This is a genomic window from Pontiella sp. (genome assembly GCF_041622395.1).
GTDB lineage: Bacteria > Verrucomicrobiota > Kiritimatiellia > Kiritimatiellales > Pontiellaceae > Pontiella.
In genome coordinates this window covers 1-12,700 of record NZ_JBFJYW010000084.1, presented here as the reverse complement: position 1 = coordinate 12,700, position 12,700 = coordinate 1, and the positions used below count along the sequence as shown (strand labels likewise).

The 12,700-nt window shown below is 59.8% G+C and carries 11 protein-coding genes, 1 tRNA gene and 1 pseudogene; 5 read left to right on the top strand and 8 right to left on the bottom strand.

The window, feature by feature from the left end; genetic code table 11:
• Nucleotides 1-216 precede the first annotated feature (216 nt).
• Nucleotides 217-293: transfer RNA gene (locus tag ABYO54_RS06765), tRNA-Arg, on the bottom strand.
• A 102-nt stretch (nucleotides 294-395) separates the two neighbouring features.
• Entirely contained in the window at nucleotides 396-1,355 is a 960-nt protein-coding gene (locus ABYO54_RS06760; protein WP_372807484.1) for a PD-(D/E)XK nuclease family protein, read from the bottom strand.
• 254 nt (nucleotides 1,356-1,609) lie between these two features.
• On the opposite strand from ABYO54_RS06760, the gene tig reads away from it, so the two are divergent.
• The 3 genes from tig to clpX all read left to right on the top strand — a co-directional run bounded on the left by tig (nucleotide 1,610) and on the right by clpX (nucleotide 4,953).
• Nucleotides 1,610-2,905, top strand: a complete 1,296-nt coding sequence (gene tig / locus ABYO54_RS06755; RefSeq protein ID WP_372807483.1) for a trigger factor — start codon at nucleotides 1,610-1,612, stop codon at nucleotides 2,903-2,905.
• Between the two features lie 103 nt (nucleotides 2,906-3,008).
• Nucleotides 3,009-3,608 carry an ATP-dependent Clp endopeptidase proteolytic subunit ClpP gene (gene clpP / locus ABYO54_RS06750; protein WP_372807485.1) on the top strand — a complete coding sequence of 200 codons (600 nt, stop codon included), beginning with the start codon at nucleotides 3,009-3,011 and terminating at the stop codon, nucleotides 3,606-3,608.
• An 85-nt stretch (nucleotides 3,609-3,693) separates the two neighbouring features.
• Nucleotides 3,694-4,953 (top strand): ATP-dependent Clp protease ATP-binding subunit ClpX, encoded by a 1,260-nt coding sequence (clpX, locus tag ABYO54_RS06745; protein WP_372807482.1) that lies wholly within the window; start codon nucleotides 3,694-3,696, stop codon nucleotides 4,951-4,953.
• A 65-nt stretch (nucleotides 4,954-5,018) separates the two neighbouring features.
• On the opposite strand, the gene ABYO54_RS06740 is transcribed toward clpX, so the two are convergent.
• The 5 genes from ABYO54_RS06740 to ABYO54_RS06720 all read right to left on the bottom strand — a co-directional run bounded on the left by ABYO54_RS06740 (nucleotide 5,019) and on the right by ABYO54_RS06720 (nucleotide 9,701).
• Nucleotides 5,019-6,341 carry a hypothetical protein gene (locus ABYO54_RS06740; RefSeq protein ID WP_372807481.1) on the bottom strand — a complete coding sequence of 441 codons (1,323 nt, stop codon included), beginning with the start codon at nucleotides 6,339-6,341 and terminating at the stop codon, nucleotides 5,019-5,021.
• A gap of 1 nt (nucleotide 6,342) precedes the next feature.
• Nucleotides 6,343-7,470: an FtsX-like permease family protein gene (locus ABYO54_RS06735; RefSeq protein WP_372807480.1), complete on the bottom strand. Its 1,128-nt coding sequence runs from the start codon at nucleotides 7,468-7,470 to the stop codon at nucleotides 6,343-6,345.
• Nucleotides 7,409-8,074 (bottom strand): ATP-binding cassette domain-containing protein, encoded by a 666-nt coding sequence (locus tag ABYO54_RS06730; RefSeq protein ID WP_372807479.1) that lies wholly within the window; start codon nucleotides 8,072-8,074, stop codon nucleotides 7,409-7,411. The genes ABYO54_RS06735 and ABYO54_RS06730 overlap by 62 nt, the downstream gene beginning before the upstream one ends.
• Nucleotides 8,071-9,042 carry a hypothetical protein gene (locus ABYO54_RS06725; RefSeq protein ID WP_372807478.1) on the bottom strand — a complete coding sequence of 324 codons (972 nt, stop codon included), beginning with the start codon at nucleotides 9,040-9,042 and terminating at the stop codon, nucleotides 8,071-8,073. The genes ABYO54_RS06730 and ABYO54_RS06725 overlap by 4 nt, the downstream gene beginning before the upstream one ends.
• Nucleotides 9,043-9,284: 242 nt before the next feature.
• The gene (locus tag ABYO54_RS06720) at nucleotides 9,285-9,701 is read right to left on the bottom strand and encodes a hypothetical protein (RefSeq protein WP_372807477.1); all 417 of its coding nucleotides are present in this window, start codon (nucleotides 9,699-9,701) and stop codon (nucleotides 9,285-9,287) included.
• Nucleotides 9,702-9,956: 255 nt separating this feature from the next.
• On the opposite strand from ABYO54_RS06720, the gene ABYO54_RS06715 reads away from it, so the two are divergent.
• Nucleotides 9,957-10,148: a hypothetical protein gene (locus ABYO54_RS06715; protein ID WP_372807476.1), complete on the top strand. Its 192-nt coding sequence runs from the start codon at nucleotides 9,957-9,959 to the stop codon at nucleotides 10,146-10,148.
• A gap of 21 nt (nucleotides 10,149-10,169) precedes the next feature.
• Here ABYO54_RS06715 and ABYO54_RS06710 read toward each other — a convergent pair whose 3' ends face one another.
• Nucleotides 10,170-11,762: a cytochrome c biogenesis protein CcdA gene (locus tag ABYO54_RS06710; RefSeq protein WP_372807475.1), complete on the bottom strand. Its 1,593-nt coding sequence runs from the start codon at nucleotides 11,760-11,762 to the stop codon at nucleotides 10,170-10,172.
• An 86-nt stretch (nucleotides 11,763-11,848) separates the two neighbouring features.
• Here ABYO54_RS06710 and ABYO54_RS06705 point away from each other — a divergent pair.
• Nucleotides 11,849-12,700, top strand: a pseudogene (locus tag ABYO54_RS06705) (CCA tRNA nucleotidyltransferase); the annotation flags it as partial.

The window sequence follows — 12,700 nt, the reverse complement described above, 5'->3', positions numbered from 1 at the left end:
TCCGATCGTACAAAATACTTAAAAAGCATAGGGAGCGATTGGGAATTCAGCAAGCACAACGTACAAAATAAGGGGGTCAGCGGCTGTCTCTACTGGCCTTTGCCACTTTTGTAGGTCGTCGGGAGTCCTCACCCATTTTCGGGAATCCTGATGAAAGGGAAAAATGCAGGGGCAATAAAAAACCTCGCAACCTGTTGATTGCGAGGCAAAAAGGAGTGGTGCAGCCAACAGGAGTCGAACCTGTAACCTCCTGATTCGTAGTCAGGTGCTCTATCCAATTGAGCTATGGCTGCGCCGTGTTTTAAGTGCCAGTGGCGCTTAAGAAGGACGGAATGTATAGAGAACCCCGGCGCGGGTCAACGGGAAAAATAAAAAAAAACGCCGGCGGCATTTTTCTAGTCCTGCGCCTCCAATTCGGGCTTGCAGAGTTCATAGAAATTGCACTGCCCGCAACTGGCCGGATCGACCGCCAATTCCCATTCTTCCTTGGGGAGCGGCTCGTTTTTCTCGCGGTCGTGATCGACGAGGTATTCGGTCATTTCGCCAACGGAGTCGCTCATCCGCATTTTGGTTTCCTCCAGCTCGGCTTCCGAAATCTGGAACGGCAGCACCTGGCCCTCGTTGAGGTATTCGACATAGAGGAAGATCTTATCGAGCAAAGCGCCATGCTTGACGATCGCCCACAGGGCATAGAGCGAAAGCTGGAGCTTGTGCTGATCGGTCTTGATCTTCCCGGCCTTCCAGTCGTGGATATGCACCTCGTCGCCAATCCGGTAGGCGTAGTCGGGAATGGAATAGATTTTGACGCCTTCGTAAATGAAGTGTTCGACATCCCCGCCCTGCTCCGGCGTGGCGATCCGGAACTCCTGCCCCGACTCGATTTTCGCAATCCGGGGAAGCACCTTGTCGATGAAATTGGCGATGCAGTTTTGGATCTGCGCCGCGAGCTGGCGCTTGGCCTCTTTTTCTTCTTCCCCCCCGAGGGTTTGATAGTAGTGCCCGCGCAGACAGCAAAAGCGCTTCGGCGAAGAGCGCCAGTTCCCTTCGAGCGATTCGTTCCACTTCCGGGTCATGAAGGGGCGGGCAATGGTTTTCCACGCGGTCTCGGCATCGACGGGATTCCCCTGCCGGTGCTGCCCGAGCACCCACATGATGGCGTTTTCCGCCGCCTGGCCCATCAGCCCCCAGCGGTTGTCCATCTTGCACAGGCGATAGGCGGCCTGCTGTTCCGCGCTGGCCGTGCGCGCCCATCCGCCCCACATGCCGTACTTGCTCCAGTAACGGCGGCGCCGGCATTGCTCGAAATCCTCCGCCGCGCTGAACGACCACGAAAACGTATTCTTTAACTGTCCCATTTCAACTCCGGTTTAAACTGAGCCCATGGATACCGGTATTTTCGGGGGAGTTCGACCGCAAAGCGCCAAGAAGCAAATTGACGGTTGCAACCCCGCACCGGGGAAGCCCTTCCGGCGCAAGCCCCAAACCGCGCCCGCCACAGGCGCCGCGCCGCGCGAAACCCGGCATCCGGCAGGCTTGACCTGACCGCTGTTTGTGCGTAATTTATCCGCCTTTTGACCAAAAACAGGTAACCACAGGAGTACAAGGATTTATGAATGTTTCAGTGAAGGATGACGGCGCTTGCCGCAAGATCATGACCATCGAGATTCCTGCTGACAAAATCAGCGAGGAAAAAGCGGATACCCTCAAGGCCTACATGAAGTTCGCCAACATACCCGGCTTCCGCAAAGGCAAGGCCCCGAAACACGTCGTGGCCGCCAAATACAAAAAGGAAATCGACCAGGATCTGCAGGAGCGCGTCCTGCCGAAGTTCTACCACGAGGCCCTGCTTGAAACCGAACTCAAGGTCGTCAACGTGATCGACGCCACCGAAGTCGACATCAAGGACGGCGAGCCCGTCAGCTTCGATGTCACCGTGGACGTGGAACCGGAATTCAAGTTGCCGAAATACACCGACATCCCGGTCAAGGAAGAGAAGATCGAAGTCTCGGACGAACAGGTCCAGGAGCAGATCGACGGCATCCGCAACCAACACGCCAACTACGAAGAAGTCGAAGGCAAGACCATCGAAGCCGGCGATATGGGTCAGCTGACCTACGAAGCCACCACCGACGGCACCCCGCTGAAGGATGCAATCCCGGAAGCCAAGGGCATTGGTTCCGGCGCAGGCTACTGGGTCTCCGCCGACGACTACTCCTTCATCCCGGGCATGGGCGAAGCCATCATCGGCATGAACGTGGGCGACAAGAAAGAAGTGGAAGTCACCTTCCCGGAAGATTTCATGGTGAAGGAACTCGCCGGCGTCAAGGCGCTCTACACGGTCGAAGTCACCGCCGTACGCGTCCGCACCCTGCCGGAAATCGACGAAACGTTCCTCAGCCGCCTTCAGGTCGAGTCCGAGGAAGTCCTCCGCTCCAGCATCCGCGAACAGCTCGAAGCACAGGCCGAAAACGCGGCGCTGGGCAAGAAGCACGACCAGATCGTGGAATACCTCATCAAGAAGACCACGATCGAGGTTCCCGAAAGCGTCGTTGGCCAGCAGACCCGCAACGTGATCTACGACATCGCCAACCAGCGCATGATGATGGGTGCCACCCAGGAACAGATCACCGAGCAGATGGAAGAAATCCAGCAGGAAGCCGCCGGCCGCGCCCTCGAGAACGTCAAGCTGCGCTACATTGGCCTCGGAATTGCTACTGAACTGGGATTCGAAGCCTCTGAAGTAGAGATCGACGAAGAAATCGCGACGATGGCCATCCGCCAGCGCAAGGATGCGCAGGCACTCCGCCGGGAGATGGAAGAAAACGGCTCCCTGAGCAGCGTCGGCGAGCAGATCCGCTTCAACAAGGCACTCGACTACATGGTCGAAAAAGCAAAAACCAAGTAACCGTTTTTGGCGGATTGCCGGATCGCAGGATTAAAGGATTGATGGGAAGCCCCGTTGGTCCGATAGTCCTCCGATCCTTTAATCCAACCCAACGGAGTTTATGATGAATGAAATGGCGAACTACCTCGTTCCTACCGTAATCGAGCAGACCGGGCGCGGCGAACGCGCATACGACATCTATTCCCGCCTTCTCAAGGAACGCATCATCTTCCTGGGAACGGCGATCGACGACACCGTCGCCAACCTGGTCGTTGCCCAGATGCTTTTTCTTCAGAGCGAAGATCCGGAAAAGGATATCAGCCTCTATATCAATTCCCCGGGAGGCGTCGTGACCGCCGGACTGGCGATCTATGACACGATGCAATTCCTCAAGTGCGACATCACCACCTATTGCATCGGCCAAGCCGCCAGCATGGGGGCCGTGTTGCTCGCCGCCGGAGCCGCCGGCAAGCGCTATGCCCTGCCCAACGCCCGCATCATGATCCACCAGCCGCTCGGCGGCGCCCAGGGCCAGGCAACCGATATCGAGATCCAGGCGCGCGAAATCGTGCGCATCAAGCAGATCCTCAACGGCATCCTGGCCGCCCACTCCGGCAAGCGCGTCGAGGATCTGGAAAAAGACACCGACCGCGACAATTTCATGTCCGCCGCCGAGGCCGCCAAATACGGCCTGATCGACGAAGTGGTCACCCACGCAAAATAACGAAGACCGGATGATGGGAAGCGGATGGACCGGATGATTGCGAACGCCATCCAACCACCGCCCCAAAATCCAAAAGGAATATTCAATGGCTGACAAGCACAACACTCCGGAATGCTCTTTCTGCGGGAAGAACGAAAAAGAGGTCAAACGGCTCATTGCCGGACCCGGCGTATTCATTTGCGATGAATGCGTGGGCCTGTGCGATGCCCTGCTGGGCCATCAGTCGGCCAATCCCGCCGACGAGCCGACCACCTCGCGCGAGATCGGCGTGCTGGCGCCCCATGAGATCAAGGCGAAGCTCGACGAATACGTCATCGGCCAGGACCAGGCAAAGAAGGTGCTCTGCGTCGCCGTGCACAACCACTACAAGCGCATGTTCGCCCAGCTCGAAGAGGACGGCGTTGAGATCGACAAGTCCAACGTGCTGCTTATCGGCCCGACGGGCAGCGGCAAAACGCTGCTGGCCAAGACCCTTGCGCGCTCGCTGAACGTCCCCTACGCCATCACCGACGCCACCACCGTCACCGAGGCGGGCTATGTGGGCGAAGACGTGGAAAACATCCTGCTCCAGCTGCTGCAAGCCGCCGACTTCGATGTCGATCGCGCCCAACGCGGCATCATCTACATCGACGAGATCGACAAGATCGGGCGCCGCACCGACAACGTATCGCTCACGCGCGACGTATCCGGCGAAGGGGTGCAGCAGGCGCTGCTCAAAATCATCGAGGGCACCGTGGCCCGCGTCCCCCCCAAGGGCGGGCGCAAGCATCCGCAGCAGGAATACATCGAAATCGACACCTCGAACATTCTTTTCATCTGCGGCGGCGCTTTCGTTGGCATCGATGAAATCATCAAGCAACGCGTCGACAAGAAGTCGATCGGCTTCGGCTCCACGAAAAAGGGCGAGGACGAACTCTCGCCGAACTTCGTGACGATGAACGTGGAGTCGGAAGACCTGCTGCGCTTCGGCCTGATCCCCGAATTCATTGGCCGCCTGCCGGTCGTCACCAAGCTGAACGAACTGACCGAAGACGAGCTGGTCCACATCCTGACCGAGCCGAAGAACGCCATGGTCAAGCAGTACAAGAAACTGCTCGCCATGGACGACGTGGAACTGGAATTCGAGCCCGACGCCCTCAAAGCGTTGGCCCGCTTGGCCAACAAGCGCAAGACGGGCGCCCGCGGTCTGCGCGCCATCATCGAGCACCTGATGCTCGACGTGATGTACGAAACCCCGATGCGCGACGACATCAGCCGTTGCACCATCACGAGCGACATGGTCGAACACGGCCTCCACCCGCTCGAAGGCCTTACGCTGATCGAAACCGAAAAGAAATCGGCATAACCCCCACGAAGCCCCGGTTCAACCGGGGCTTTTTTTTGGGTATTTCCCGAGTACCCGCCGGCACCTTAATCAGCCGGAATCTCCTGCGCATCGGTGACCCACCAGCGGGATTCATCGGCGATCCAGAGTAGGGCCACGAGGCCGTCGGTCTCCTGCTCCAGCGAGACCGTCTGGTTGATCAACTCGATGCGCTCGGCGCGGTTTTGCTCGAACGCATCATAGGAGGTGGCCGCCGGCATATCGGCGAGCATTTTCCGGCGGGCCGCCAGCTGCCGCATCCGGCGATCGGCCATCGCAAGCGCGGCACGCGCGTCGGCCAGTTTTTTGGCGCGGTCCTGGGCATCTTCGTACAGTTTTTGGCGCAGCAGCGAGCTGCTGCGCCTGGCCTCGCGCAGCTGGTCGCGGATCTGCAGATCGGTGTCGAGCCGCATGCGGACGGAGGTCTCGAAGCGGATATCGTCGGCATCGAACTCGAAGCCGCTGCGGTCGCCGCCGCTGACGAGATAGACGGAGGGACTGTAGAGGCGCATGCTCATCTTCGGCCAATACTGGAATTTAATGCCCAGCTCGCGCAGGCGCGCGGATTCGAGCTCAAGGGCTTCGAGCGTGATGAACAGCTTGCCGACCTCTTCGGGATCGTCCCAAGCGGGCGGATCGTTGAGATAGTCGCGTTCCGGCAGGCCGACCGGAACGAGTTTCCAGTTCTTGGAATAGTCGCCGAGGGCCGCGGAGATTCCCAGCCACAGTTCGCGATCGCGCTGCTTGCGCGAAAATTCCAGCTCCCGCCGATCGGTTCCGCCGAACGAGGGATCGGACGCCTGCAACGATTCGGCGACCTGCTGCGCCCGGTTGCGGCTCGTCTGGCGGAAGAGCGCGTAGAGGTTGACGACCTCGCCGCGGTAGGTCATCTCATATTGTTGCCGCGCCCCGTAGGTGGCGAGCATGGCGGCATAATAATCCATCCGCAGCTGCACCAGGCCCGGGATGCTGAAGACCGCATTGACGTTTGCATTTAGATTGTCGACGTCGAAATTGGTCAGCTCGGTCACCGCATCGCTGTAGATCCCCTGCACCGTCAGCTGCGGAACGAGATCCCAAAAGACGCGGCGAACGGATACCTCGGCCTTGATGATCTCCTCGGCGGCGTTGCGCATCACAAGGTTGCTGTCGAGCATCGAGAGCGCGGTTTCCCAGTCGAGCTCGACGACCGGCAGGTCGGATGGGTCGGAGATGAAGTCGCCGTAGTGCGCAAGGATTTCGTTGCCGCGTTCGGCGACGCCTTCCTCGACGGTCTTGCAGCCGGAAAGCCCCGCCAACCCCAGCGCCACCAGGATCGCGCCCGCCCCAACGGCCGAGCCGCGTTTCAAAGCTATGCGTTTTAAAATCATATTAACTCAAAATGGTTCCAACATCCTTCTTCAGGATGTGCAGCGCCGGCAGCGTGCTGATGACGACGCCGACGTTGATACAAACAAAGATCACGAGAATCTCCGAAAACATACTTTCGATCGAAAGGCCGGCGCCGGTGCGCTGGCCGAACGATTTGTAGAGCACCTGCTGGAAATAGGCGAGCGTCAGGTAGGACGCAACCGCGGCCACGTTGACCACGAATGCATTTTCGAGCAGTTGCATGCCGTAGACCATCCAGCGCCGGATGCCGAAGCTGCGCAACAGGGCAATCACGTAGGCGCGTTGCTGGTATTCCAGCACGGCCAGCGTACCGAGCACGAGCGCGAGCACCCCGCCCGCGGTCAGCGCCAGCCCAAAGCGCCAGTAGACCTGCTTTTCCTTCAGGCGGTCGAGATCGCCGAGCAGCTTGAGCGAGCTGCGGACCGAGACGTTCTGCTTGTCGATCTCCGTCATGAGCTTGATGGCCTCTTCCAGCCCGCGCAGGGCGGCGAGCCGGTCGGCCTTGAACAAGGTGACGCGCGAGAAGCCGCGCGACTCCTGCCGCGGCAACATGCCTTCGGGAACAAGCACCACGTCTTGCTGGTAGATTTTGGAGACCATGCCCGTGGGGCGGCGCACCTGCGCCGAAAAAAAGTAGTCGTCGATCTCGGCGCGCACGGGCATGCCGACGGGCAAGGTGTCGCTCAGGAAAACGACGGGCACTTCGGGCGTAACCATTCCAAGCAGATACGGGAGCGATGCGTCGGGATAGGCCACCGCGCGCGTCACGCCGGCGTTCGGCGTCCGGACGGAACCGAAGAGCTGCAGCAACTGGAACATCGTGCCGTGCGTTCGCAACGGCGCCAGCGCCGGATGCAGCTGGTGCGCCACGAAATCGTCGCTCGTCGAGCCGATGTGCTCGGTGATGAAAAGCATATCGATGCCGTTGCGCGTCAGGCGCATTTCGAGGTTTTCCGCCATCAGCGCAAACGCACCGAGCAACCCCAGCGACGGGAGCACCAGCGCGTAGGCGACGACAAACCGGGTCAGGACATTTCCGGGCTGCTCACGCCAGCGCCAGAAGATGTCCTTCAACAGGTAGGAACCGATTGAAATCAACAACTTCATGAGGGAGTTTTTCCAGACGTTGGTCGTGGGTGCAGACCAAGCAGATGCATTCGCGATCAATCATCTCCTGCAAGGCCTGCACAATCAGGCGGGTATTCAAGTCATCGAGCCCGGAGGTGGGTTCGTCGAGCAGCAGCACCTGCGAATCCTTGATGAGCGCGCGGGCAATGGCGGCGCGCTGCTGCTGCCCGCCGGAAAGGTTTTTGGCCTTGTGGTGGGCGACCGGGGCCAGCCCCAGTTTTTCGATCCAGTAGCCGGCCTTGTCCTTGATTTCGGCGCGGCCCATGCCGGCGAGCTCGCCGGCGAGCTCGAGGTTGCGGTGGACGGTGGCGAGCGGCAACAGGTTGAACTGCTGGAACAGGAAACTCATTTCGCGCCGCTGGTATTCCGGCGCGGTAGGCAGTCGGCCGGAAGGGGTGAGGATCCGCCCAGCCTGCGGCTTGAGGTATCCGGCGAAAATCTTGAGCAGCGTGGTTTTCCCGCACCCGGAATAGCCCTTGAGCAGATTGATCCCCTGCCCGAAGCAAAACGACTGCCCTTCGAAAACGGGCGGGGCTTTGCGTGCGTAGGCGAAGGTCAAATCCTCGCAGGAGAGCGTCTTCATTCCGCCGCACCCCCGGCCACAATGCCGAGATGGGAACGTCCGCTGAACAGCAGTTTGGCCCCCGGCCAGAGGCCCGACACCGCTTCGCGCCAACCGGCGAACGCATCGTTGCCGGCGAGCAAGCGGGCCACCTCGAGCTTCGGGACGGCGTGGAACGTCGATGGGGATTCGGCCCAGAGTTCGCAGGTCAGGTTGGCGCCGATCAACGAGACGAGCTCCGCCGAGTTGCGCGTCGGGAAGGCGAAGCGATAGACGAGCACATCCTGGTTCGACATCTCCAGGATCTGCGTGTCGTGGAAAAATCCGCTCAACACGGCGCCCGTATCGCGTTTGAACTCGATGCGCAACTGCTCCGGCGGAATGGCGACAACCTGGGGATCGCGGATGATGATATGGAGGTAGATTTCGGAAATATCGCGCATGGTGCCGATCGGCGTGTTGGCGGCCACCCGCATCGTCGTGCGCTCGGGCGTGACCGGCAGGGCAATCAACAGCTCGCCGTCGAACGGCATTTCAAGCCGGGAGCGCAACGCCTTTTGATCGAACGCCAACCGCTCCACCACGCCGCACGCATCCAGCTGGCGCTTGAGCAGCTCCAGTTCGCCCTTTAACTGGTCGGCCACCCCGGTCGAGAGCGGAACGCGGTCTTCGTAGGGGATGTCCTTCAGGGAAGGGTCGGCCATCATGAACTCCACCCGCTTGAGCTCGCGCTCGGCCAGTTGGATTTCGCCGGCCAGCCGCAACTTTTCATTTTTCGTGTTCAGTTCCAGCTGGAGTTCTTCGCCGGCAATCTGTTCCGGCGCCACCTCGGCCCAGAGCGTTCCTTTCGGCAGCACCTGCCGAACCTTGTCGACATGGAAAAAGATGTCGCCGTCGGACGGGGCGGTTACGGGAATGCTGATCAGCGGCTTGACCTGCGCCTGGAATTCCCCCAGCAGCAGGTTGGTGGAGGCGGGATAGCTCGACAACTCGCGGACCCTCACCTTCTCCGGCCCGGCGACCGTCGGTCGTTCCTTTTCACCGCAACCAACCAGGCACACCAACAGACCTGGCAAACACAAAAATCTGGATCGAATCAACATGGGCAACAGACTAGCAGAATTCGATACGGTGAAAAGTTCAATAGCGCGCCCAAATTGCGTCCCGAGCCCACAATAAAAGCGGCCCCGGCGGGGGCCGCCAAACATCGGATTTTAAACTGAACGGATTTCTAATCTCCGACTAACGACCATGTACCGGAAATTTCATCACCATCTGAGTCCATACCTCCATAGTAACCTTCCGCAGTCGTGGAGTTGATGACATCTCCATCTGCAAGAAGCATGAATAGGTTATCCGGATCATCTGCCACGATCAATACCCCGACCTGATCTCCATCCCGAACAATCATCACGGTGTATCCACCAGCCGACGTCTCGAATTCATCGAGGTCATCAAGATCGCCCCACGTAACAGGAACCGTCAATGGACTTAAGTCTGTTTCATCATTCGTCCATGTTAACGTCCACTTCTTCGGGACATCATCGTCGTCATCCCAAGGGCAACCCGTCAGGATTGCCAGGCAGCAGACTCCTGCCGCCATGATTGCGGTTCGCCTTGCGAACCTGCTCCATGCTGTTGCTTTCATACTGCGCTCCCTTCGCCGGAACCCGGCGCGTTAACTCGGCGAGACCCCCATCCCTCGCGAACAAGGGAATGTTAAACCCGGAGTCAAAAAAGGCAACCCGCAAAAGGAAAACAAAACCTGCACGGTTTACCGACATTTTAAGCAAGCGGCCGGGCACGAACTGCGCAAGGGAGCGCGAGCCCTGGAAAGGAAACGGACACCTCTTTCGGGCCTGACGACGGGCTATCGGCCCTGCCCGGCGTCGGGAAGTTCCAGTTGCTCCGGGAAACCAGCCCGAAAAACAACTTCGATTTCGGCCTCTCGATGACGTTCGCCGACCCAGCCGCCTACACCGGCGACAACAACCATCCGGACCATGTCGCCTTCGTGCAGTGGGGCTGGCTCAAGGAAGGGGTCGATTTCCTGGAAATCGACCACGTTCCCTCCCCCTGCCGGCTTGAAGAATGATCGCCGGGCAACGAGCCGCCGCTATTTGGCCTGTAGCACCACGAACGTCGGCAATCCCTGCACCCCGAAGCGCTTCATCAGGGCCTGGGTTTCCGGATCGGTCGGATCTTCGGCCACATACTTGATGAAGGCATAGTCGGCCAACAGGGCCTTGACCACCTCGTCTTTGAAGGTGGTCTTGTCCATCACCTTGCAGTTTTTGCACCAGCTGGCCCAGAAGTCGATGAACACGGGTTTCCCCTCGTCCTTGGCCTGCCGGAGTGCGGCGGCCAACTCTTCGTTGGTTGCGCCGTCGACGACCAAATGGGCGTCGCCCTCGGCCGCGACGTCCGCCGGGCGGAATGCGCGGAAACTGAGGTTGCCGTAGTAAAGGGCCATGAGAACGATGCCGACGCCGAAGCCATACTTGACGAATTCCATCCACTTGCCGGGCTTGGGCAGGAAGGAGAGGCCGGCCCCGGCGAACGGCCACGGCAGCGCCATGCCGAGGCCCAGCACAAACGGAAGCGCCAGCCCGGCCACGGTATTGGCTTCATAGATGTTCGTTGCCAACAACAGCACCGCAATCACCACCGGCGCCACGCACGCCCCCGCCAGCAAGGCCGCAACCGCTCCCATCGCCAGCGCGACGTGGTAGTTGCCCTGTTTCGGCGCACCGCCGCCGATCTTGGATTGAAAGCGCGAAAAATCGATATGCAACAGGTCGAACATCGCCAACGCCAGCACCACGAATATGGCCGCGATGACCAGATTGAACCACGGATTGGCCTGGATGGTCCCAAACTGCGATCCGGTCAAGACCACCAGCACCCCCAGCAAGCCGTAGACCAGTGCAATGCCCAGCCCATAGGTTGCTCCGAGCGCAAAACCGCGGCGCTTCGATCCCGCCTGCGCCCCGGCACCAATGATTGCCAGATTGATCGGAATCATCGGCAACACGCACGGGGTCAGGTTCAACATCAACCCACCGATCAAAATGAAGGCAATTGCCCATAAGATGCCCGACTCCCGGACGAACGCGACCGGATCGGTTAGAAACAGCTTGAAGCCCCCGACCGGGCAATCGGGGCAGTCGCCCTCGGCGGAATCGAGAAAACGAAGGAACGGGTCGGCCCGCATGAAGCCCGCCGCCATGCCGCGAACCTCGAAATGGTCCAGCTCGCGTTGCCAATCGGTCGCCTTGGCGGTCGGTACGGCCCCCGGTTCCTTTGCCGGCATGGATGGCTCCAGCTCCACCACCTTGGTCTGGGGTATAAAGCATACCTCGTCGTTGCAGCCCCAATACTTCACATGGACCGCAACCGCCCCGCCCTCGCCCGGCGCCCAATCATAGACGGCCGAGAACGATTCGGCATAAACCGGCTTGGGCTTCCCGGTGTTCGGGTCGACGATGCTTTTGGTTGCCGGTTGCGATTCCGTCTTTTGCTCGTTCCCCGCCGCATCGGTCACTTTGAAGGAATCGACATAGAGATAATGCCGGTCGGGAACGGCTACGGATACCTTGACCTCGTCCCCCTTCAGCTCAACCGACACCCCGAACGGATCGCCGAACTGGCCGAACGCCGCAACAAGCGTTGTAAACAAAAGCGAGAGGGCCAAGAACGTTTTAGTCATGATAAGTCGGTATCCTGTTTCTTTAATGTTTCCTTCGACAGCATGCTGAAACTATAGTTCATTCCTCGGGAGCTAGAAATGTAAATATGAGCGAAATGATCAACCAACGGGCCGCGGCGCGGCGAATTGTCGAAACCCTGCAGGGCAAGGGCCACACCGCCCTCTTTGCCGGGGGCTGCGTGCGCGACGAGCTGCTCGGGCGCGAACCCAAAGACTACGATGTGGCCACCGACGCCGATCCCGACGAGGTGGAAAACCTCTTCCCCAAAACCGTTCCCATCGGCAAAGCCTTCGGCGTAATCGCCGTGATCGACGGCGGCGTCACGGTGGAAGTGGCCACCTTCCGCGAAGAGGTCGGATCGATCGACGGCCGCCACCCCGAATCCGTCAAGTTCAGCGCCGCCAAAGAGGATGCGTTGCGCCGCGATTTCACCATCAACGGCATGTTCTACGACCCGATCAAGGAAGAGCTGCGCGACTACGTCCACGGAAAACAGGATCTGGCCAAGCGGATCGTCACCGCCATCGGCAACCCGGTCGAACGCTTCGGCGAAGACCACCTCCGCATGCTGCGCGCCATCCGCTTCGCCCACATCCTCGAATTCACCCTCGCCCCGGAAACCGAAGCCGCCATCAAACAGATGGCCCATCTGATTTCCAGGATCAGCGCCGAGCGCATCGAGGCCGAACTGACCCGCATCCTGACCGACAGCCCCAAGCCCGGCGACGCGCTCCGGCACCTGCACCACGTTGGCCTGCTGCAACATATCCTGCCCGACCTGATCCCCATGATCGGACAGGAGCAACCGCCCCAGTTCCACCCCGAAGGCGATGTCTTCGACCACACCTGCCTCATGCTTAATCTCATGAACCAAGGGCAGGCAGGAAAGCCTGCTCTCCCGGAAGCCAAGCCCGTGGAGCAGGCTTTCCAGCCTGCT

Coding starts and splice junctions, on each gene's coding strand:
- ABYO54_RS06710 (WP_372807475.1), bottom strand. CDS start 11,762: ATGACTAAAACGTTCTTGGCCCTCTCGCTTTTGTTTACAACGCTTGTT.
- ABYO54_RS06760 (WP_372807484.1), bottom strand. CDS start 1,355: ATGGGACAGTTAAAGAATACGTTTTCGTGGTCGTTCAGCGCGGCGGAG.
- ABYO54_RS06740 (WP_372807481.1), bottom strand. CDS start 6,341: ATGATTTTAAAACGCATAGCTTTGAAACGCGGCTCGGCCGTTGGGGCG.
- tig (WP_372807483.1), top strand. CDS start 1,610: ATGAATGTTTCAGTGAAGGATGACGGCGCTTGCCGCAAGATCATGACC.
- ABYO54_RS06735 (WP_372807480.1), bottom strand. CDS start 7,470: ATGAAGTTGTTGATTTCAATCGGTTCCTACCTGTTGAAGGACATCTTC.
- clpP (WP_372807485.1), top strand. CDS start 3,009: ATGAATGAAATGGCGAACTACCTCGTTCCTACCGTAATCGAGCAGACC.
- clpX (WP_372807482.1), top strand. CDS start 3,694: ATGGCTGACAAGCACAACACTCCGGAATGCTCTTTCTGCGGGAAGAAC.
- ABYO54_RS06730 (WP_372807479.1), bottom strand. CDS start 8,074: ATGAAGACGCTCTCCTGCGAGGATTTGACCTTCGCCTACGCACGCAAA.
- ABYO54_RS06720 (WP_372807477.1), bottom strand. CDS start 9,701: ATGAAAGCAACAGCATGGAGCAGGTTCGCAAGGCGAACCGCAATCATG.